This is a genomic window from Nonomuraea sp. NPDC003754 (genome assembly GCF_053605785.1).
Genome location: NZ_JBSGJX010000005.1, coordinates 185669 through 207159 on the forward strand (window position 1 = coordinate 185669; position 21491 = coordinate 207159).

The window sequence follows — 21491 nt, forward strand, 5'->3', positions numbered from 1 at the left end:
TCCGGCGCGACGGCGGCCGGGTCCCGGTGGGGGACCCGGCCGCCCGCCAGGCCGGACGTGCTAGTCGAGGATGGACAGCACCGTGCCGGCGCCGACCGTCAGCCCGCCTTCGCGGATGGCGAAGCCGAGCCCGGGCTCCACGGCCACCGACCGGCCGAGCTCGACGACCGCCTCCACCGTGTCGCCCGGCGCGGCGGGCCCGTCCATGACGATCTGGCCGGGCACGTCGGTCGTGCGCAGGTAGAACTGCGGCCGGTAGCCGCTGCCGACGGGCCGGCGTCGCCCGCCCTCGGCCTCGGTGAGCAGGTAGATCCTGGCGGTGACGCGCGTGTGGGCGCGCTGGGAGCCGGGCGCGGCCAGCACCTGGCCCCGCCGTACCTGCTCGCGCCGCACGCCGCGCAGGAGCACCGCCGCGTTGTCACCGGCCTCGCCGCGCTCCATGGTCCTGCCGAAGGTCTCCACCCCGGTCACCACCGCGGTGAAACCCTCGCCCAGGCCGACGACCTCGACCGTGTCGCCGACCTTGACCGAGCCGCGCTCGATCGCGCCGGTGACGACCGTGCCGCGCCCGGTGACGGTGAGCACGTTCTCCACCGGCATGAGGAACGGCGCCTCGACGTAGCGGACGGGGACCGGGATGTGGTCGTCCACCGCCTGGAGCAGCGCCTCGACGGACGCCGTCCACGTGGGGTCGCCCTCCAGCGCCCGCAGCCCGGAGACGCGGACCATGGGCACGTCGTGGTAGCCGTGCTCGGCCAGCAGCTCCGACAGCTCGAGCTCGACCAGGTCGGCCAGCTCCGGGTCGGCGCCGTCGGCCTTGTTCAGCGCGACGACCAGGTGCTCGACCCCGACCCGCCGGGCGAGCAGCACGTGCTCGCGCGTCTGCGGCATGATGCCGTCCTGCGCGGACACGACCAGGATGGCGCCGTCGAGCTGCGCCGCCCCCGTGATCATGTTCTTCACGTAGTCGGCGTGGCCGGGCATGTCCACGTGCGCGTAGTGACGGGTGGCCGTCTCGTACTCGACGTGCGAGATGTTGATCGTGATGCCCCGCTGCGCCTCCTCGGGCGTGCGGTCGATCCGCTCGAACGGCGTGTACGTCGCGCCGCCCCGCTCGGCGAGCACCTTGGTGATCGCGGCGGTCAGCGTGGTCTTGCCGTGGTCGACATGCCCCATGGTGCCGATGTTGAGGTGCGGCTTGTTCCGCACGTAGGCCTGCTTGGCCATCGTCCCTTTCCTTCGACGCTCGATGCCTGGTGACCCGTCGGGTCGTCAACCCTCCCCCGCCGGGTCACGATCGGACGCACGGGAAAGGGTCAGCGCTCCAGGCCGTCGCGGAGCGTCGCGGCACGGCCCAGCGCGCCTGCTGCCGCAAGCGTGAGCTGGAGGACGTACCGGAACATGATGACCATGATGTCGGTGTGGAATGCCCGGCGGCAACGGATTATTCCGCGTCCCGCCCGGCCACACGGCGCTGTCAGGCGGCCGCCGCTCCCGGACGGGCCTGTGAGGCGGCCGTTACTCTCGGACGGGCCCTGTCAGGCGGCCGCTAGTTCCGGACGGGCCTGTCAGGCCGCCGTTACTTCCGGACGGGCGGGGCGGCGAGGGGAAGGCGCAGGACGAAGCGAGCCCCGCGGGGGTGATCGGCGGCATGCAACTGGCCGCCGTGCGCGCGGGCGATCTCGCGCGCGATGGCCAGACCGAGTCCGGTGCCCCCGGGGTCGCGGTGGCGAGCGTCGTCCAGCCGGTACAGGCGTTCGAAGACCCGTTCGCGGTCGGCCGACGCGATGCCCGGCCCGTCGTCCACGACCTCGAGGATCGCCTCGGGCGGGGCTGTGGTGACGTGGACCTCGATCGTGGTGGAGGCGTGCCGCTCGGCGTTGTCCAGCAGGTTGCCCAGCAGCCTGGCGAGGCGGATCCGGGAGGCGCGTACCAGGACCTCGCGCTCCAGGCCGGTGACGACGGTGGCGGCGGGGGCGCGGCGTTCGAGCTCGTCGGCGGCGAAGACGCCCAGGTCGAGCACCTCCATGTCGGCGGTGGTGCCGCTGTCGGGGCGGGCCAGGTCGAGCACGTCCGCGACGATCTCGCTCAGCCGCTCGGTGTTGCGGAGCAGTTTGCGCAGCATCTGCCGCTGGTCGATGTGCGGTTCGGCGAGCGCGGCCTCGAGCTCGGTCAGCAGTCCGGTGATGGGGTTGCGCAGGTCGTGCGAGGTGTCGAAGACCGCCTGGCGTTGCCGGCGGACGGCCTCCTGGAGCGCCGAGATGGTCGCCCGTTGCCGGTCGTGTGTCTCCTGGAGCTGTCCGGCGAGGTTGTGCAGTTCGCAGGCGCGCGCGTAGAGATCGGCGTTCACCTCGTCCGGTTCCACGTCGCGGCCGGGGGCGTTCCGCATGCCGTACCGCTTCATCGCCTTGACGAAGCCGGTGACCTCCTGGCTGCTGAGCAGGATCCAGTCGACCCCGTCCTTCGGCCCCAGGATGGGCGTGTTGACCGTGCTCCAGTACCTCTCCTCGAAGACGCCGGGCCGGCCCACCTCTTCGATGTCGTAGCGCTGCGCCGACATGACGTCGGCCTGGCCGGTGGCCGCGACCTGTTCGAGCGAGGCGCGCAGCGCCTTGGCGCCCTGCATGCCCGGGTCGTCGAGGATGTTCGGGTTCATCGGGAAGGCGGCGAAGACGTCCTGGCCGATCAGTTCAGCCCGGGTGCGATCGAGCGCCCTGAGGAGGGAGTCGTTGACCGCCGTTATGACGAAGTCCGGTGTCAGGACCGCCGACAGGGACGGGGCGGCCGTGAACACCGCCTCGTAATCGATCTTTACCTGCATACCCCAGCCCCCTTTGGCATTTTTTGTCCTTTTTGGGGTGACCTAAACGCGGGGAACGCCGGAGGCCGGACGTCACGGCTGGTCGAAGGGCGCTCCGCCCAGACTCGTCGAGAAGGAGGTGGTGGCCGTCGGGGTGGTGATGACCCCGTCGAACGCCTCCCGCATGGGGGTCAGCACGCTGGCGCTCTGGCTGCGAATGCGGTCCAGCGCGCCCTGCGGGGCGTGGCGCAGGTTCGTGAGGCTGACGGCGGTGCCGAATCCCGCATCGACCAGCGCCGCCTCGACGCTTCCCGGCTCGGGCGCGGCGAGCTGCTCCTCGGCGACGGTGAAGCCGGCCTCGCTCTTCTCGTCCAGGTGCATCTCGGCGACGCTGCCGGCGGTGTGGGTCAGGGCGAGCGCCCGGTAGCCGTCGCCGAGCATCCGGCTCAGGTAGTGCCCCATGGGAAGGGCGGCCAGCTCGCCGCCGTAGCACACGGGCGTCTTCTGGATGTGCTGGTTGTGGGCGGCCAGGACGATGCGCGCGCCGGGCTCGGCGCGGTCGAGATGCCAGCGCAGCGACCGGGCCATGTAGTGGTCCCGTACGGACGCGTCCCCCGGCAGTCCCTCACCCGCGAAGAGGGCGCGGATGGCCCCGAACATGTAGTCGGCGTGCAGCGCCGCCTCCAGATGGCGCCGCGCCACGTCGTAGCGGTGCTGGTCGCTGCGCGAGACGTAGAGCGGCTCCAGCGCCCGGAAGCGCAGCAGGAGCCGGGTCAGCGAGGCGGTGAGCGCGTCCTGCTCGCCCGCCCCCAGGCGCGCCCACCGGGGCGCCGCCACGGCGACCGATCTGCCGGTGAACCGGTCGGCGATCGCCATGGCCCGCTCGACCTGGCCCAGCGCCTCCCTGTCGACGTCGAGCAGGTAGCCGGCCAGCGGCTCCAGCGCGGGGCGCAGCTGCCCTCCGGCCACGGGGGTGTCGACTCCGACGAAGCGCACCGGATGCGCGCTGGTGAGGTTGTGCCGGCGCAGCCAGCGCACCATGTCGGGGTTCATCCCGGCGTTCGTGGTGCCGCTGAGGGCGGCCAGATCGGCTTCGTCGCCGTCGCCCCGCAACCACTCGTCCAGGGCGAGGCCTTCGCTGAACCCGAACTCGAATGCGAGGACGGTGAACCCGCACCGCTCGGCGAGGAAGCGCAGCACCCGCTGGCGGACCTGGGTGAACTCCCTCACGAAGTGGGCCCCCTCCCCCACGGCCACGACCCGGGCATCACCGATGATCTCGCGCAGCGGCTCGAGGTCGTCGAGCGGCGCGTCGGGATCGAGGCCGGTCAGGATGCTGGTGTGCGTCCGGAACCAGGTGGCGAGAAGGTCCGCGGACATCCGGTCGGTCGTCATGGCGAGTCGCTCGATTCTCGGTATGGAAACGTCGGAAGGTCACCGAAAAGGGGGCGCGGAAGGAGCCGAGCGGCGGCGAAGGGAGACGGGGCCGTGGCCCCCGCGTCATCCGGCCGGAGGCGAACACGCTCCGGCGTCAGAGGAAAAGACTGCCCGTGGCCATGGAAGCGACACTATCAGCGCCGCGACCTCGGGCGACGTAAGGCCGGTCCCCTCCGGGAAGAGGACCGGCCCGCGTGGCGGCGCGGCGGTCACACCGCCGAGAAGCGGAAGCCGAAGCGCGCCTCCCGCGCCCGCAGCTCGTATCGCGGCAGGACGCCGGGGCCGCACGCCGCGCTGCCGACGCCGTGCTGGGCGTGGTCGAGGTGGACGTGCACCCGCTCCCCCGCCCGCAGGTCCGTCAGGTGGGCGGCGCGCTCCAGCTCGGCGGTGCTCCACCGGCGTGCGGTCAGCCCGAACGCGGGCTCGCCCGCGATGCGCAGGCCCCGGCCCTGGCCGTCGACGAGGACGGCCCACCGCACGTCGGCGCGCTGCCCGTTCTCCTGCGGATACACGTACGGCGTCTGCAGTTCCTCGATCGTGGCGCCGAAGCCGCCGATCCGGGCCGCCAGGCCCGTGTCGGGGTAGGACTCGCCCGGGCCTCTGCCGAACCAGACGACCTCCGACAGGCTCGACGGCAGCGTCATGGCCACGCCGAGCCTCGGCAGCGGCAACGTCCACTCCCCCTCGGGCACCACGTGGACGTCGAGCGCGAGTCCCGCCTCGTCGGCGGTCCACCGGTAGGTGACGCGCATGCCGAGGTCGGTGGCGGCGGGGGCGACGCGGGCGCGGACGGTCAGCGCGTCGTCCTCGTGGGTGACGGCGACGACCCGGTGGGTCAGGCGGTGCAGTCCGAGGCTGCGCCAGTTCCAGTCGAGACCGCCGAAACGCTCGTTGTCGACGGGCGCCCGCCAGAGGTCCAGCCTGGGCCCCTCGACGTCCAGCCCGAACAGCGTGGTCAGCCGTCCTGTCCTCGCCTCGAACACCCCTCCGCCCAGCTCGGCGCTCTCCCCCCGCACCACGAGCTCCGCCCGCCCCGCGGGAGCGGGTCCTTCGCCGCGCGCCGGGGCAGGCGAGCCGTCGCCGACCTTCAGCTCGCTCCAGGCGATCTCGTGTCCCTTCTCCGCCCACGGCAGGTCGGCCGCCAGGACGGCCTGCACGGTCAGCCATACCTCGCCGGGCTCGTCCGTCTCCGGCAGGTCGGGGAGCTTGACCTCGGCCCGCTCCCCTTCGGGCACGTCCAGGACGCCCTCGGCGACCGCCACGCCGCCGGCCGTCAGCGCCCACCAGAACTCCAGCGGGTACGGCACCGTCCGCGTCACGGTCACCGTCCCGTCCGAGAAGGTGATCGTGACGGGCTCGAACACCTTCTTCAGGTCGAGCAGCCCCGGCGACGGCCGGCGGTCGGGGAAGACCAGGCCGTCCACGACGAAGTTCGCGTCGTGCAGCGGCTCGCCGTAGTCGCCGCCGTAGGCGTAGCCGTACTCGTCGTGGGCCAGGCCGTGGTCGATCCACTCCCAGACGAACCCGCCCGCGAGTCTCGGATAGGTGTCGAACAGCTCCTGGTACTCCGCCAGGCCGCCGGGGCCGTTGCCCATCGCGTGGGCGTACTCGCACTGCACGAACGGCATCGCCCTGCGCCGCGCGTCCAGCCCGGGGTCGTCGAGCGGGTCCTCGGCGCCCCGGCCGATCGCCTCCACCTCGGCGTGCGAGGCGTACATCCTGCTGTAGACGTCCACGTCGGCGCACGACGGGTCGCCCTCGTAGTGGATGGGCCGCGACGGGTCGCGCTCGCGCGTCCAACCGGCCATGACCGCCAGGTTGGCGCCGACGCCCGCCTCGTTGCCGAGCGACCACATGACCACGCTGGGGTGGTTCTTGTCGCGCTCGACCATCCGCTTCATCCGGTCGAGCAGCGCCTCGCTCCAGCGAGGGTCGTCGGTGGGGTTGCCGCGCCAGCCGACCTGCCCGAACCCGTGCGTCTCCAGGTCGCACTCGTCGACCACCCACAGCCCGTACTCGTCGCACAGGTCCAGGAACGCGGGGTGCGGCGGGTAGTGGCTGGTGCGAACGGCGTTGACGTTGTGCCGCTTCATCAGCAGCACGTCCTCGACCATCGTCTCGTACGGCACCGCGCGGCCGTGCCGGGGGTGGAACTCGTGCCGGTTGACGCCCTTGAAGACCAGCGGGACGCCGTTGGCCTTGAGCACGCCGTCCTCGATCGTGATCGTGCGGAAGCCGATGCGCAGCCGTACGGTCTCCTCGGCGGTGGAGAAGACGGCCTCGTACAGGCGGGGCGTCTCGGCCGACCACGGTTGCGCGGCCACGCGCACCTCGGTGCCGGGCGCCAGGTCGGTCACGCCCAGCTCAGGGACGGACAGCAGACCCGCGCCCTCGAAGCTGAGCGTGCCGTCGGCGGCGGCGTGCACGAACACGTCAGCGGTGGATCGGGTGAGCGTCACCTCCCTGAAGATTCCGGGCAGCCACCACATGTCCTGGTCCTCGAGATAGCTGGCCGCCGACCACTGGTGCACCCGCACCGCAAGCACGTTGCGCCCCGGCCTGAGGTACGGCCCGGCGTCGAACTCGGCGGGCAGCCTGCTGCCGGTCGTGAAGCCGAGCTCGTGGCCGTTCAGCCAGACCTTGGCGCACGAGTCGACACCCTCGAACCGCAGCCGCCCGCCGCTCCACCCCTCGGGAAGCTCGAACGCGCGCCGGTAGTCGCCGGTGGGGTTCTCGTCGGGCACGTACGGCGGGTCGACGGGGAAGGGGTAGGACACGTTGGTGTAGGCCGGGCTGCCGTACCCGTGCAGCGGCCAGTGGGAGGGAACGGGAAGCGTGTCCCAGGCCGCGTCGTCGAAGTCTGGGGCGGCGAAGTCGTCGGGCGCGTCGGCGGTGGCCGACAGGCGGAAGCGCCAGTCACCGTTGAGATCGATCGAAGGGGCGTCGGAGCGGAGCGCGGCACGCGGGTCCAGTCGGCCCGCTCCCGGAGCGAAATCGGCGAAGTACACAAAAACCGATGTTTTCCGAATTAATCACACATGTCCAGACGTTCAGCGGGTCCGGCGACGTCGCGACGGCCCGCCACGGTGACGCGTGCCCCTGGACGCGTGCCCCTGGACGCGCCCCGGCCCGGCGCCCAGGGTGGCGGCCGGGTGGGCTCGCCGTACGGGAAGGAAGAGCCGGGGTGGCCGCGCCGTACGGGAGGAAGAGCCGGGGTGGCCGCGCCGTACGGGAGGAAGCACGGCACGGGCGGGCTCGCGGTAGCGGAGAGGACGGCACCGGACGGCCGGACCGGGCAGGCAGGACGGGGGTTCAGCGACGCGGGGGGAGTTCGCCGGAGCCGCGAGGGATCAGGTGGGTGGGGATCTGGGTCTTGGCCGTGCGTGACCGGTCGCCGGCCAGCCGGGACAGCACCAGCGCCGCCGCCGCCGTCCCCATCGCCGCCGGGTCCTGCGCGACGACCGTCAGGGGCGGGTCGAGGACCTCGGCCAGCGGCAGGTCGTCGTAGCCGACCAGGGCCACGTCCTTGCGTCCCGCCCTGGCCAGCCCCACCACCGTCCCGGTGGCGGCGAAGTTGTTGGCCGCGAACAGCGCGGTCGGCGGGTCGGGCAGGCCGAGCAGCCGTTCGGCCGCCGCTGCGGCGGCCGCGGCGGAGTGGCCGGTCTCCACCAGCGCCTTGTCGAACGGCAGGCCGGCCGTCGCCAGCGCCTCCCGGTAGCCCTGCAGGCGTTCGCGCCTGGTGTAGAGCGTCGTGGGCAGGTCGCCGATGAAGCCGATCCTGCGGTGCCCGTGGGCGATGAGGTGGGCGGTGCCGTCGCGCGCCCCCTCCCGGTTGGAGCTGACCACGCAGTCGGCCACCAGCCCCACCGCGGGCCGGTCGAGGAAGACGATGGGCAGCCCGGCTTCGCGTTCGGCGCGCAGGTAGCGGTGGTCGCCGGCCGCCGAGGGCACGACGAGCAGCGCGCTCACCCTGCGGGCCAGGAAGGTGGCCACCAGGGAGCGCTCGAGTTCCCTGGTCTCGCTGGAGGAGCCCACGATCACGGTCAGGCCGCGTTCGCGCACGGCGCTCTCGATGCCGCCCGCGACGGTGCCGAAGAACGGGTTGCCCATGTCGGGGATGACCAGCCCGATCGCCGCGTCCCTCGCGCCGACCCGCATGTTGCGCGCCATCAGGTTGGGCTGGTAGCCGAGCCTGCGCACGACCTCCATGACCCGCGCACGGGTCTCGGGGGCGACGGGGCCGTCCTCGTTGAGGACGCGGGAGACGGTCTTGGCGGTGACGCCGACCTCTCGGGCGACATCGGTCATCGTCGGGCGCCGCGCGCTCGCCATCGAACCTCCCCGTTGTCGTGAACAGGGTAAGGGATCACGACAGGCCGATGGCCTCCGCTGCGTCCTTGTCGGCGATGACCGCCTTGCCCTCGGACACGGTCAGCGCGCCGGTCATGATGGCCACGACCTCGGCCATGCTGTGCTCGCCCGGCTTGAGCTGCGCGACCCTGCGACCGAGCCGCTGGACGTGGATCCTGTCGGCGATCTCGAAGACGTGCGGCATGTTGTGGCTGATCAGCACGACGGGCAGGCCCCGGTCGCGGACCCTGCGGATCAGGTCGAGCACCTGTCCCGACTCCTTCACCCCGAGGGCTGCGGTGGGCTCGTCCATGACGACCACGTGCGAGGCCCACGCCACCGCTCGGGCGACCGCCACGCCCTGCCGCTGTCCGCCCGACAGCGACTCCACGGGCACGGACAGCGAGCGCAGCCCGATCTTCAGCTCGGCCATGTACTCGGCCGAGGCGGCCCGCATGCGCGGCTTGTCCAGCATCCTGAAGACCTTGCCGAGCACGCCCGGCCTGCGCAGTTCCCTGCCGAGGAACATGTTGGTGGCGATGTCGAGCGAAGCGGCGATGGCCAGGTCCTGGTAGACGGTCTCGATGCCGTGTCTGCGCGCCTCCAGCGGGTCGCCGAAGCGCACCCGTTTCCCGTCGAGCAGGATCTCGCCGGAGTCGGGCTGGATGGCGCCGGTCAGCGCCTTGATGAGGGTGGTCTTGCCGGCGCCGTTGTCGCCGATGACGGCCAGCACCTCGCCCGGCATCAGGTCGAAGTCGGCGCCGTCGAGGGCGGTGACGTGTCCGTAGCGCTTGACCAGGCCCCGTGCCTGGAGAACTGCGGTGGTCATCGGGTCCTCCTGCGGGAGAGCTGGTCGACGGCGACCGCGAGGATCACCAGGATGCCGGTGATGAGCGTCTGGTAGATCGACGGGACGCCCATCAGCTGGAGTCCGTTGCGGAACACTCCCACGATCAGCGCGCCGATGAGCGTGCCCAGGACCTGTCCGCGCCCGCCGAACAGGCTCGTGCCGCCGAGCACGACCGCGGTGATGCTGTCGAGGTTGTCGGTCTGCCCCGCCTGGGGGTCGCCCACGCCGGTGCGGGAGACCAGCAGGAGGGCGGCGATGCCGTACACGAGGCCGGCAAGGCTGTAGACGCCCACGGTCAGCCGGTCGGTGCGGATGCCGGTGAGCCTGGCGATCTCCGGGCTGTTGCCGAGGGCGTAGACGTGCCTGCCCCACGCGGTGTGCCCCAGCAGGTAGGCGAACAGCAGGAAGAGCGCGATGGTGAGCACCGAGCCGTAGGTGACGCGGGTGTCGCCGAGCTGGAAGGTCTGGCCGAGGAAGGTCAGCTCGGGCGGCAGCCCGGTGACCGTCTGGTCCTGGGAGTAGATGTGGGTGAGGGCGAAGACCACGTTCAGCATGCCGAGCGTGACGATGAACGGCGGCAGCACGATCTTCGTCACCAGCAGCCCGTTGATCAGGCCGAACGCGGCGCAGACGGCCAGGCCCGCGCCGATCGCCACCAGCGGCGGGATGGACAGGGACAGCTTGGCCATCACGATGCCGCCGAAGGCCATGATCGCCCCGTTCGACAGGTCGATGCCCGCGGTGAGGATGATCAGCGTCTGGCCGATGGCCAGCGTGCCGACGACCATGACCTGCTGGATGATGAGCGAGAAGTTGCCTCCGGTGAGGAACTGCTCGCTGTTCAGCGAGAAGAAGGCGCAGGCCAGTATCAGCGCGGCCAGCGGCCCCGCCGTCGGTGTGGTCAGGATCCTGCGCGGCAGGCTCGCTTCGGTGACGGCCATGTCAGCCCCAGCAGTTGGCCAGGCCGTAGGCGGTGTCCTTGGCGTCCACCCCGGCGACCGGCTTGTCGGTGATGAGGGTGACCCCCGTGTCGGTGTACCCGCTGGGCTTGTTCCCACTCTTGGCGAAGTCGGTGACGGCCTTGACCCCCATCTCGGCCATCTTCAGCGGGTACTGCTGGGAGGTGGCGCCGATCCAGCCGTTCTGCACGGCCTTGACACCGGTGCAGCCGCCGTCGACGGAGACCACGAGCACGTTCTTGTCGACGCCCTTGGCCTTCAGCGCCGTGTGCGCGCCCAGCGCGGCGGGCTCGTTGATGGTGTAGACGAGGTTGATGTCGGGCGCCTTCTGCAGGCAGTTCTCCATGGCCGTCTGGCCCTTGGCCTGGTCGCCCTGGGTGTCCTGCGAGCACACGATCGACGGGTCGCCCTCGGCGACGCCGAAGCCCTTGAGGAAGCCGTCGTGGCGCAGCTTGCCGACGGTGATGCCGGGAGCCAGGTCCAGGGTGGCGATCTTGGCGGCCTTGCCGGCCATCGCGGCCTTGGCGTACGCGCCGATCAGCTCGCCGGCCTTGAAGTTGTCGGTGGCGAACAGCGCGTCGGTGGCGTCCTGCGGGTCGGTCGGGGTGTCGAGGGCGATGACCAGCACGCCCGCGTCCCTGGCCTTCTTGATGGCGGGCACGATGGCCTTGGTGTCGCTCGGCGTGATGAGGATGCCCTTGACGCCCGCGGCGACCATGTTCTCGATGGCGGTGATCTGGCTGGCGTTGTCGCCGTCGAACTTGCCCGCGGCGCTCATGAGCTGGGCGCCCTGGGCCTTGGCCGCTGCGGTGGCGCCCACCTTCATCTTGACGAAGAAGGGGTTGGTCTCGGTCTTGGTGATGAGGCCGACCTTGACGGGCTCCGAAGCCGAGCCGGACGTGGTGCCGCCGCCGCATCCGGCGGTGAGAAGGGTAGCGGCCGAGAGGCCTGCGATGAGTCGCTTCATGGCGGGTGTTCCTCACATGAGCTGGGCGGACCCGGTGTCATCGTTGACATATGTCAACGTTGACATCCGCTGTGCTGCGATGATGAACTCCGTTTCGGGAAACGTCAATGCCCCCCGCCCGTAACGAAACGGCAACAGCGGAAAGGCAGGCACATGATCGCCGTCCTGGGTGAGTGCGTCGCCGACGCCTTCGCCGGCAAACGTCCGGGCGAGCTGATGTTGCGGGTGCTGCCCGGTGGCGGGCCCGCCAACACCGCGGTCGCCCTGGCCCGCCTCGGCACGCCGGCCGGCTTCCTCGGCCGGCTGTCGGACGACGTGTTCGGCGAGCTGTTCCGCGAGCGGATGGCCGCCTCCGGCGTGGACCTGTCGGCGTGCGTGCCGGCCCGCGAGCCCAGCACGCTGGCCGTCGCGACCCTGGACGCCCACGGGCAGGCGCGCTACACCTTCCACGCCGAGGGCACCGCCGACTGGCAGTGGAGCGCCGCCGAGCTGTCGGCCGACCGGCTGGACGGCGCGTCCTGCCTGCACACCGGCTCGCTGGCGCTGGTCAGGGAACCCGGAGCGAGCGCGGTCGCCGACTTCGCCGCGCGCGCCGCCGCGACGGCGACCGTCTCGATCGACCCCAACGTACGGCCCAGCCTGGCCTCGCGCGAGGACTACCTGAGCCGGATGCCGCGGTGGTGCGAGCTGGCCGACATCCTCAAGCTCAGCGCCGACGACGTGGCGTTCCTGCTGCCCGGCGCCTCGGTGGCCGAGGCGTGCGCGCTCTGGCACGCGTGGGGGGCCCGGCTCGTGGTGGTGACCATGGGTGCCGAGGGGGCGCTGGTGTCGCTGGACGGGGAGACAGCGGCCCCGACAGCAGGTCCGGCAGCGGCCCCGACAGCAGGTCCGGCAGCGGGCCCGACAGGGGTGCAGACAGCAGGTCCGACAGCAGGTCCGACAGCGGTGCAGACAGCAAGTCCGACAGCAGGTCCGACAGCGGTGCAGACAGCAAGTCCGACAGCAGGTCCGACAGCGGTGCAGACAGCGGCCCCGACAGTGGTCCCGACTGCGGCGCAGACGGCGACGGTGCCGGCGGTGCCTGTCGAGGTGGTGGACACGGTGGGCGCGGGCGACTCGTTCACGGCGGGCCTGCTGCACCGGCTGGAGAGCAGGGGGCTGCTGGGCGGGCGGCTGGAGCGGCTCGACCTGGCCGCAGCGGCCGAGGCCGCGGCGTTCGGCGCCAGAGTAGCGGCGCTGACCTGCGCCGTGCCGGGCGCCGACCCGCCGTGGGCCGACCAGCTCGCCCAGCCGGACGCCTGACCCAGAGCCGGGATGGCGGCGGAGGGACTGCCCCTGCCCCGGGCGGGCCACCGCGGCGGCCCGCCCGGCGGCACGGCCGACCGTGACAGCCGACGCCGGGCGGCCCGGGGTGACGGCCGGCGGTGGTGGCCGACGCTGACGGCCGGCGGTGACGGCCGGCGGTGGTGGCCGGACGCGGAAGGCGCCCGCCTCCCGGTGGGGAAGCGGGCGCCTCAGGGTGCGAGGGTCAGGCGGCGGCGCTGGACGCGGTGGCGACCGTTGCCTCCTTGGTGACCCCGTTCACCGTGACCGCCACCAGCACCTGCCCGCGCCGTAGCGCGGTCAGCGTCCCGGTCGCCGGGTCGAGCGAGGCGACGTGCCAGGGCCTGGCCTTCGACAGCGGCCCGATGTGCAGGTTCGGCGAGCCGGACCACTCGGCCGACACCGGGTAGGCCACGGGGACCGTCCGGTCGTCCTGGGTCAGCGACGCCTTCACCGTCGCGGGCGATCCCACGGAGACCGACGCGGGCGCGGTCAGCGTCAGCGTGTCCACGTGCGGACGCACCTGGGTGCCGATCCAGCTGGGCGCGTCGACGAACCAGTTGCGCCTGACGTGCTCGGCCTCCTTCGGCGTGACCGGGTCGACGCCCCACAGCGACCACCCGGTGAACCCGCCGTCGTCGGCGGCGGTGGCCGGGTTCTTGCCCGAGTTGCCGTTGATGAAGTACGGCACCGCGTCGACGCGGGCGGCGTTGAACGTCCCGACGTGCGCCCCGATGTAGGCGGCGCCCTTGCCCGTCGTCCGCTGGAAGTCGGCCAGCCATCCTTCGACGAGGGCCGCCTCCTTCCGGTCGCCGAGCTGGCTGCCCTTGCCGGGCGTCGGGTCGCGCGGCGGCACGTGGAACAGCACGACCACCGACCCCACGTTCCCGTCCCCGGCCGCCGCGGTGAGCTGGTCGCGCAGCAGCTCGATCTGCTCGAAGCCGCCGCCGCGCAGGTTGAGCCGCGAGGTGTCGAGGGTGATGAACCTGGTCCCCTTGTGGTCGAAGACCTTGGAGGTGTCGCCGAACACCGCCCGGAAGTTGTCGATCTTGCCGCCCATCACCTCGTGGTTGCCGGGCACGTAGTGGTACGGCAGGCTCCCGCCCAGCTCCTCGTCGAGGATCCGCTTCGCCAGCGCGAAGTCCTCGGGCGAGGCCTCGTCCACCAGGTCGCCGTTGATCAGCAGGAAGTCGGGCTTGGCGGCCTTGAGCTCGCGCAGCGTCCTGCGCGCGTTCTTGACGATGTCGCTGTCGGGCTGCCGGGCCACGAACTGGGCGTCCGACATCACCGCGAACCGCCACGGCATGGCGGTGACCGACGGCTTCACCACCGGGTCGCTCACCCGGGCGGCGGGCGGCGCCTGCACCGAGGGAGGCACCCTGGCCACCAGCCCGTCGATGGTGATCGCGTTGGTGTACGTGGCGTCGGCCCTGGTCTCGGCGACGTAGAAGCGGCGCAGCTTGAGCGGGTAGCTCACCCCGGGCGGCACCGTGAACTCGACGTACTTCCAGCCGCTCCAGGTCAGGTACGGCCCGCGCAGGATCTGCGACTGCCCCTGGGAGTCGTAGAACTCCAGGCTGGGCCACTCGCCCTTGCCGGCGGAGTTGATCCACAGCCCGAACGCCTGCGGCTGGCCGGGGATCACGATCTGCTGGGGCGGCGAGGCGTAGGCGGCGCGGGTGGCGGTCGACTGGGTGAAGTCGTAGGTGAGCTTCAGCCCGCCGCCGCTCTGCCCCTGGCCGGCGGCCAGCGAGCCGGTGGCCCTGGCCGCGGCGAACGTCCACGAGCCGGCGTTCTCGAAGTCGGCGACGGCGACGTCCTCGAACCCGACGGTCACCGGCACGGCGGCGCTCACCGCGCCCACCCGCGCGGTGATCAGGCCCGATCCGGTGCCCTTGAGCGCCTTGACGGTGAAGAACCCGTGCGGGGCGGGCTTCACCTCGAGCAGCGAGGTGTCGTAGTCGAGCTTCACGTCGCCCGGCTCGATGGGCGCGGAGTTGCCGTTGCGGTCGTAGCCGACGACGCCGAAGCTGCCCGTGGCGTCGGCCGCCGCCAGACCCACCCGGTCGGTGGTGACGCCGAGGCGGGTCAGCGGCTGCAGGACGGTCAGGTCCAGGGTGCCCTTGGCCGCGCCGTGCCTGGCCGTGACCGTGGTCTGCCCGGGGACCCAGGCGTGGAAGACGCCCTCCTTGGAGACGCGGCCGTGCACGGAGGTCGAGGTCTGCCACGAGGGCGCGCCCTCGGCCGGGCCGTACGTCTCGTCGTATCCGGCGGCGGTCAGCCGCCTGGTGAGCCCGGGGAAGACGCGGTCGGGACGGCCGCCGGCGACCGGTCCGACGCCGGGCGCCTTGGCGGGGTCGCTGGCGGTCTCCAGCCAGAAGCCCTTCAGCTCGCCGCTGCCCTGCGGGGCGTAGAGGGCCAGGCCGTTGGGGACGTGCCGCTCGCCGCCGTCGGAGGGGCTGTTCTCCACCTGGACGTCGGCGCTGCCGGGCTCGCGGGCGAGCATGGTGGAGGAGCCGCCGCCGTCGAGTTCGAGCGCGTTGTGGGCGCCCAGCTCGACCAGGAGCGCGGCCATTTCGCGCAGCGTCAGGCCGCGGCTGTCGGCCTGACGGCCGTCCACGGTGAGCAGGTACATCTTCCTGCCGTCGGCGGAGAAGCCGACCGCGGTGCGGGGGTGGCTGTCGGTGTCGGTGAACGGCTGCGCCTTGCCGTCCTTGACCAGGACGTTCCTGCCGCCGAGCGCGGTCTGGACGGCGCCGCCGTCGGAGGGCTTGGGCTGGTACTTCACCTCGACCCGGTCGCCCACCTTGAGCTGGGCCAGCGCGTCGGCGCCCGCCTCGCGGCCGAGCAGGACGGTGGTTCCGGCGGGGATGGGGCCCTGGCCTGCGCCGGTGCGCACCTCGGTGACGGCTCCGTCCACGAGCACCACCTCGGTGACCTTGGCGGAGTCGGAGCGCCGGTAGGAGCCCCACAGCGGGGTGAACAGGCCCACCCCGCCGGTCTGGACGAGCTGGTTGAACTGGGTGAGCGTGATCGGTGCGCCGCCCGCGGGCGTGGCGGTGCCGTCGAAGTGCATCTGCAGGACTCGGCCGACGCCCTCGTTGAGGGCGATCGCGTTGTTCCAGCCCTGGACGGGCGACTGGACGAGCGCGCCGTCCTTCACGCCGACGCCGAGCGCCGCGCCCGAGCGGTTGATGTCGAAGAAGTCGCCGTTGACGGCGGCCACCGCGCGGGCGCGATCGGCGGGCCCCGACAGCGGCTCGGTCTTCGACACCTCGCCCGAGTTGAGATAGCCGGTGGTGACCCCGCCCGACAGGTCGGCCGACAGGGCGTCGGCGCGCAGCCAGCCTGCCGCGTCGAAGCGGTCGAAGGAGGTGAGCGTGAGGCCCGGCGCGACGGGCCGGACCTTCTTGGCCGTCTCCAGCGACCGGCTCGCGGGGGCGTTGAGCAGGAGGGTGGAGTCGGAGCTGTAGGACGACGCGGGAGGCGCGTCCTCTGCGGGAGCGGGGGGATCGGCCTGCGCCGGGCTGGCCAGAAGCCCTAAGGCCAGCGCGGCGGACGCCATGAAGCGGAGGGTCTGCACGACGGCACTCAATCGTGCCATGGTGACAAGTTTCAAGACTTAGTCATGAACTAAAAGAAAATTTCAGATCTTGTCTCGTCCCGTCCGGCCCCTGCACGATGGGGCGCGTGGACCTCGACGCGTTCTACCGCGATCCCCATCCTGTCTACACCATCGCCAGGCGGACGCCGGGTCTGACGTTCGTCCCCGAGCTCGGGGCGTGGCTCGTCGCCCGCCACGCGGACGTGCGCGAGGCGCTGAGCAGGCCGGACCTCTTCTCCTCCGCGGGAGCGCTGCGGCCCGACCAGGTGCCGGGGCAGGAGGCGCTGGCCGAGCTGGCCAAGGGATTCCTGCAGACGAGGACTGTGCTCAGCACCGACGGCGAGGCCCACCAGCGCTACCGGCGGCCGATCTCGCGCGGGCTGTCCCCCGCGCGAGTCGCGGCGGCCCTGCCGTACGTCACCGGGAGGGTCCACGCGCTGCTGGACGCCTTCCCCGACGACGGGCCGGTGGAGTGGATGGCGGCCTACGCCAGGCCGCTGCCGGCCGAGGTCTTCGGCCACCTGTTCGGCCTCGACCCGGCCGACGTGCACCCTGCCGTCGAGGCGGGCAGGCAGGCCGAGGCGCTGCTGTTCCGGCCGCTCTCGCCCGCCGGGCAGGCAGGCGCGGCCCGCGCGACCGTCGGGCTCCAGCACCTGCTCCACGGCTACGCGCTGCGCGAGCCCGGCGACGACCTCGTGGGCGAGATGGTCAGGGCGCTGACCAGGGACGACCCGCACGAGCTGGTCTCCAACCTGCAGAACCTGCTGCTGGCGGGGCACCTGACCACCAGTGCCCTGCTCGGCACGCTGGTGCTGAACCTGCTACGCCACCGCGAGCAGTGGGAGCTGCTGTGCGAGCGGCCGGCCCTCATCCCCGCCGCGATCGAGGAGGGCGCCAGGTTCGAGGCCCCCGTCCAGGGCTTCCGCCGTACGGTCACCAGGCCCTGCACCCTCGCAGGCCACGAGCTGAAGGAGGGCGAGCAGATCTTCGTCTCCTACGGCTCGGCCGGCCGCGACGAGGCGGTCTTCGACCGCGCCGGCACCTTCGACATCACCCGCGAGCCGCTCAGGCACCTGTCGTTCGGTCACGGCGCGCACGCCTGCCCCGGCGCGCAGCTGGCCCGCGAGCAGGTCCGCCTCACACTGGAGCAGCTCACGGCCAGGTACCCGGGCCTCAGGCTGGCCGACAGCGAGGTCGCGATGCTGCCGACCCTCATCCACCGCTCCCCCGAAGCCGTCCATCTCACCTGGTGAGCGCCGACATCCGCCGCTTGCCGTGTGTCTCAACCTCTGGCTTTCGGGCAGACGTGAACGCAGACTGAAAGGGCAGATCAGCGCAGAACGCGTGGAGCAGCCGTGGACACTCTGTACGATCACATGCCGATCCTGTCGCGAGGCAGGCACCGTAACCCGCGCAAGGGCGCCTGCTTCATGGAGCTGGCCTCCTATCTGGCGGGCGAGCGGTGGAGCGACCATCCCGCGTGCACGCACCCCCTGCTCGCGGGCCTGGCCCGCCTGGTCAACGACCACACCACCGACGAGAACAGGAGCAAGCTGGTCCCGCTCGTCCCCTCGATCATCGGGCTGACCGGTGACGACCTGCGGATCGATGCCAGGCTGGCCCTGCGCGCCGCGACCACCGCCCTGCCCATAGCGGCCGCCGAGCGGCAGCTCGCGCTGGCCGTCTCGGTGCTGGCCGCCGAGGAGATGCTGGCCAGGCTGGACGGCCGTCCCGCGGGGCTGGAGGAGCGCAGCAGGCGGGCCTTCGCCCAGGCGCCGCACGCGGCCGAGTCGGCCAGGCGCTTCAGCCGCGCCGCGAAGATCACCGACAAGGGCTTCCGCAGGTACGCGGCGCCGAACGCGGTGCAGCTCGCCGTCGTGGGCATCGCGCAGGCCTGCGTGCCGGATCCCGACTCGATCCTGCGCGAGCTCCTGGCCGGCGCGATCGCCGAGTGCGACGCGATGATCCCGAGGGATCAGCGCCGGCCGGCCAGCGTGACACCGGCCAGCACCGCCACCGCGACCGCCAGCGCCGCGGGCGGGCCCACGTGGAAGTGAAGCAGCCCGCCGCACAACGCGCCGCCGCACATCCCGAACACTGAGACGAGCCGGCGCCGGGCGGCGGTCCCCGGCGCCTCGCTGGCCAGTCCGGTGATGGTGGTCGTGAGCACCGTGGTCGTCATGTCGGGGACGGCCAGCTTGCGCACGATCGCGTTCTGCATGCCCATGCCACCGGCCAGCAGCGAGATGAGCGCGATCTGGGCGCCGTCGCCCCGGTGACCGAACAGCAGCGAGACCGCCAGCGCCAGCGCCACGAGCGTCAGGTGGACGGCCGTGACGGGGGTGAAGGCCCGCTCGACGGCCGAGCGGGCGATCAGCCGCCCCGCCGTCCAGGCCCCGGCCATGAACGCCCCGATCGCCAGCAGCGACCACCACAGCGACAGCTGCCGCGCGCCCGCCAGCGCGAAGCCGACGAAGACCACGTTGCCCGTCATGTTGGCGACGAAGACCCTGCTCAGCCCCAGGAAGCTGACGGCGTCGACGAGACCGGTGACGAACGTCAGGGGGATGAGCAGGGCCGGCAGGACGCCGTGCCGGTCGGTGTCGCCGGGCAGCAGCCAGGTGGCGACGCGGCGCAGCACGGGAGCTACGGCCGGGTCGAGGTGGCCGGCCGCAGGCCCGGGACGATCATCGCCGCCCCTTCCGCCAGTGCTTCACGATGGTCCTGATCGTCAGCAGGAGCACGACGGCGACGACCTGGCCGCCGACCACGATGCGGTTGACGTCGACGGCGGGCCGCCAGGTGACCTCGCCGTTCCTGATGACGTACACGCCCGCGGGGGTGGCGCCGAGGCCGTAGCCGCCGCCCGAGCCCTGGCGCGGCTGCTCGCCCTCCTGCTTGCCGCCGCCGCCCCCGCCGCCCTGGGCCACCTTGGCGACGGGGATGACCGTCACGTCACCGTTGGTGACCGGCTCGCCGAAGACGCGCCGGACGGTGGCGGCGTCTTTCGTCTTCTCCACCAGTTCCATCATGTCCATGAGGTCATCTATATCCATTGACCCGGCGCAGGACCACCATCTCGCTGCGGTAGTCGGGGCCGTTCATGAACCAGGTGGGCAGGGCCAGGCCGTGCGACATGAGCGTCTGGCCGTGCAGGCGCCCGCCCGAGGCGTCCTCGTAGACGGCCGACGGGTCCAGGCCCGCCAGCCGTACCCGGCGGGGCGGCTGCTTCGACAGCGCGAACGGGTGGTAGGCGAGCACCACCACGGTGTCCTCGTGGACGTACTGCACGGCCGAGGCGGTCACGCCGGGGGTGCCGGCGAGGCGGTGCAGGCGGCCGTGCTGGATGACCGGGCGCACCGCCTTGTAGGCCGCGATCAGCTCGCGGGCCTGGTCCAGCTCGGCGGCCGACCACCTGGTCAGGTCGCCGCCGATGCCGAGCACGCCCGCCATGGCCACGTGGAAGCGGTAGGCGAGCGGCACCTCGCGCCTGGTGTGCGGGTTCGGGCTGTCGGTGACCCAGGCCGACATCGTCCCCGCCGGGTAGAGGTAGGAGTAGCCGTCCTGGATGGCCTGGCGGTCGCGGGCGTCGGTGTTGTCGGAGGTCCACATCTCGTCCGTGCGGCGCATGATCCCGAAGTCGACCCGGCCGCCGCCGCCCGAGCACGACTCGATGCGCAGCCCCGGATGGCGCTCGCGCAGGGTGTCCATGACCTCGTAGACGCCGCGGGTGTGCTCGATCCACAGCAGGTCGGCCCGCTCCCCCGCCTCGGTCCAGCCCGCCTGGGTGAAGCTGCGGTTCATGTCCCACTTGAAGTAGTCGAGCCCGTACTCCGACACCAGCCCCGACAGCCAGCCGACCGCCCAGGCCCGCACGTCCGGCCTGCCGTAGTTGAGCACGAGCTGGTTGCGCAGCGTGTCGCGGCGCCGGTCCTGGTAGTGCAGCACCCAGTCGGGGCGCTCGCGGTAGAGGTCGCTGTCGGGGTTGACCATCTCGGGCTCGACCCAGAGGCCGGCCCGCATGCCGAGCTCGCGAACGGTGTCGAACAGCTTGGTCAGGCCCTGCGGGAAGCGGTCGGGGTTCGGCCACCAGTCGCCCAGGCCGCGCTTGTCGTCGGTGCGGGCGCCGAACCAGCCGTCGTCCACCACGAACAGCTCCACGCCCAGGTCGGCGGCCCTGCGGGCGAGCTCGATCTGGCCGTCCTCCCGCACGTCGAACCAGGTGGCCTCCCACGAGTTGTACAGGACGGGCCGCTCCTCGAACGGCGTGGGCAGGACGTGGTGGCGGGCGTAGTCGTGCCAGGCCCTGCTGGCCGCGCCGTACCCGCCGTCGCTGTAGAGGCCCAGCGCCGGCGGCGTCACGAGGTTCTCGCCCGGCTCCAGCACCCACGCGGGGCCGTCGTGGCCGAAGCCGGTGGTGACGGCGACGTCGCCCTCGGGACGGCGCTGCGCGGTCAGCCGCCACGAACCGCTCCACGCCAGCGCGACCGTCCACACCTCGCCCCGTTCCTCGGTCGCGTCACCGGCGTCGATCATGATCCAGGGGTTGGCGCGGTGCGAGGTGGTGCCCGTCCTGCTGGTGAACGTGGTCTCGCCGACCGGCAGCTCGGCCCGGTGCAGCTGGGTCTCCCCTGCCCAGGCGCCCGCGACGCCGGTGTAGCGATAGCCCGCCTGCTCGGGGACGACCCAGCTGCCCGAGTCGACCCGGCCGAGCCGTACGGCGTGGGCGCCCTCGTTGGCGAGGCTCACCCAGCGCTCGACGACCTCCCCCGCCACCTTCACGTGCAGGCCCACCCGCAGCCCCAGCGGGTCGCGCAGCACCAGCTCGACCTCGGTGTCCGACAGCACCGCCTCGGCGAACGACAGCTCGACCGAGCGGACCCCGCCGGCGTACGTGGCCTGCAGCGACGGCACCCCCCAGCGGCGGCCGCCCTCGACGGGAAGCAGCTCGTCGATGTCGCGGGGGTCGTGGAAGCCCGAGCCGACCCGCCTCGGCACCTGCCCGACGACCTCGGCCAGCGCCTCATCCGGCAGCCGCGGCCCCCAGTACCACTGCACGACCCGCGTGTCCTCACCCGCCGCCTCGACGCCGAACACGTACGCGGAGGTCGCCGTGAGAGCCGCCCAGGCGCGGTCACCAACCGAGAGTATATTCACACTAGACACAAACCCCATGAGAGCAGATCGCCTCCTTCGTCGCC

General features: G+C 72.2%; 15 protein-coding genes. 3 read left to right on the forward strand and 12 right to left on the reverse strand.

The window, feature by feature from the left end:
- Positions 1-60 precede the first annotated feature (60 nt).
- The 8 genes from tuf to ACWEVS_RS08885 form a co-directional block, all read right to left on the reverse strand.
- Complete coding sequence (gene tuf, locus ACWEVS_RS08850; protein ID WP_452550678.1) at positions 61-1227, reverse strand: elongation factor Tu; 1167 nt, start codon at positions 1225-1227, stop codon at positions 61-63.
- Positions 1228-1579: 352 nt separating this feature from the next.
- Positions 1580-2821 (reverse strand): ATP-binding protein, encoded by a 1242-nt coding sequence (locus tag ACWEVS_RS08855; protein ID WP_452550680.1) that lies wholly within the window; start codon positions 2819-2821, stop codon positions 1580-1582.
- A gap of 72 nt (positions 2822-2893) precedes the next feature.
- A complete protein-coding gene (locus ACWEVS_RS08860) occupies positions 2894-4195 on the reverse strand; it encodes an erythromycin esterase family protein (protein WP_449922581.1) in 1302 nt (433 codons plus the stop codon).
- Between the two features lie 251 nt (positions 4196-4446).
- Positions 4447-7245: a glycoside hydrolase family 2 TIM barrel-domain containing protein gene (locus ACWEVS_RS08865; protein WP_452550682.1), complete on the reverse strand. Its 2799-nt coding sequence runs from the start codon at positions 7243-7245 to the stop codon at positions 4447-4449.
- Between the two features lie 304 nt (positions 7246-7549).
- Positions 7550-8569, reverse strand: a complete 1020-nt coding sequence (locus ACWEVS_RS08870; protein ID WP_452550683.1) for a LacI family DNA-binding transcriptional regulator — start codon at positions 8567-8569, stop codon at positions 7550-7552.
- A 34-nt stretch (positions 8570-8603) separates the two neighbouring features.
- Positions 8604-9416, reverse strand: a complete 813-nt coding sequence (locus ACWEVS_RS08875) for an ATP-binding cassette domain-containing protein (protein WP_449922587.1) — start codon at positions 9414-9416, stop codon at positions 8604-8606.
- Positions 9413-10378, reverse strand: coding sequence for an ABC transporter permease (locus tag ACWEVS_RS08880; protein ID WP_449922589.1), 966 nt, complete (start codon positions 10376-10378; stop codon positions 9413-9415). Before ACWEVS_RS08880 ends, ACWEVS_RS08875 begins: the two co-directional genes overlap by 4 nt.
- Position 10379: 1 nt before the next feature.
- A complete protein-coding gene (locus ACWEVS_RS08885) occupies positions 10380-11363 on the reverse strand; it encodes a substrate-binding domain-containing protein (protein ID WP_452550685.1) in 984 nt (327 codons plus the stop codon).
- 153 nt (positions 11364-11516) lie between these two features.
- Between ACWEVS_RS08885 and ACWEVS_RS08890 the strand changes: the two genes are divergently transcribed.
- The gene (locus ACWEVS_RS08890) at positions 11517-12665 is read left to right on the forward strand and encodes a PfkB family carbohydrate kinase (protein WP_452550687.1); all 1149 of its coding nucleotides are present in this window, start codon (positions 11517-11519) and stop codon (positions 12663-12665) included.
- Positions 12666-12891: 226 nt separating this feature from the next.
- Here ACWEVS_RS08890 and ACWEVS_RS08895 read toward each other — a convergent pair whose 3' ends face one another.
- The gene (locus tag ACWEVS_RS08895) at positions 12892-16290 is read right to left on the reverse strand and encodes a phosphodiester glycosidase family protein (protein ID WP_452550689.1); all 3399 of its coding nucleotides are present in this window, start codon (positions 16288-16290) and stop codon (positions 12892-12894) included.
- Positions 16291-16376: 86 nt separating this feature from the next.
- Here ACWEVS_RS08895 and ACWEVS_RS08900 point away from each other — a divergent pair, with 86 nt between their 5' ends.
- Positions 16377-17543, forward strand: coding sequence for a cytochrome P450 (locus tag ACWEVS_RS08900; RefSeq protein ID WP_449922597.1), 1167 nt, complete (start codon positions 16377-16379; stop codon positions 17541-17543).
- Positions 17544-17645: 102 nt separating this feature from the next.
- Positions 17646-18347 carry a hypothetical protein gene (locus tag ACWEVS_RS08905; protein ID WP_449922598.1) on the forward strand — a complete coding sequence of 234 codons (702 nt, stop codon included), beginning with the start codon at positions 17646-17648 and terminating at the stop codon, positions 18345-18347.
- On the opposite strand, the gene ACWEVS_RS08910 is transcribed toward ACWEVS_RS08905, so the two are convergent.
- From ACWEVS_RS08910 to ACWEVS_RS08920, 3 genes are read right to left on the reverse strand one after another with little or no spacing between them, the layout of a single operon-like run.
- Positions 18266-18931 carry a YoaK family protein gene (locus ACWEVS_RS08910; RefSeq protein WP_452415142.1) on the reverse strand — a complete coding sequence of 222 codons (666 nt, stop codon included), beginning with the start codon at positions 18929-18931 and terminating at the stop codon, positions 18266-18268. The genes ACWEVS_RS08905 and ACWEVS_RS08910 overlap by 82 nt on opposite strands.
- Positions 18932-18977: 46 nt before the next feature.
- Positions 18978-19328, reverse strand: a complete 351-nt coding sequence (locus ACWEVS_RS08915) for a GerW family sporulation protein (RefSeq protein ID WP_452415140.1) — start codon at positions 19326-19328, stop codon at positions 18978-18980.
- A gap of 4 nt (positions 19329-19332) precedes the next feature.
- On the reverse strand, positions 19333-21447 hold the full coding sequence (locus ACWEVS_RS08920) for an alpha-galactosidase (protein ID WP_452550690.1): 2115 nt from the start codon (positions 21445-21447) through the stop codon (positions 19333-19335).
- Positions 21448-21491: the final 44 nt, after the last annotated feature.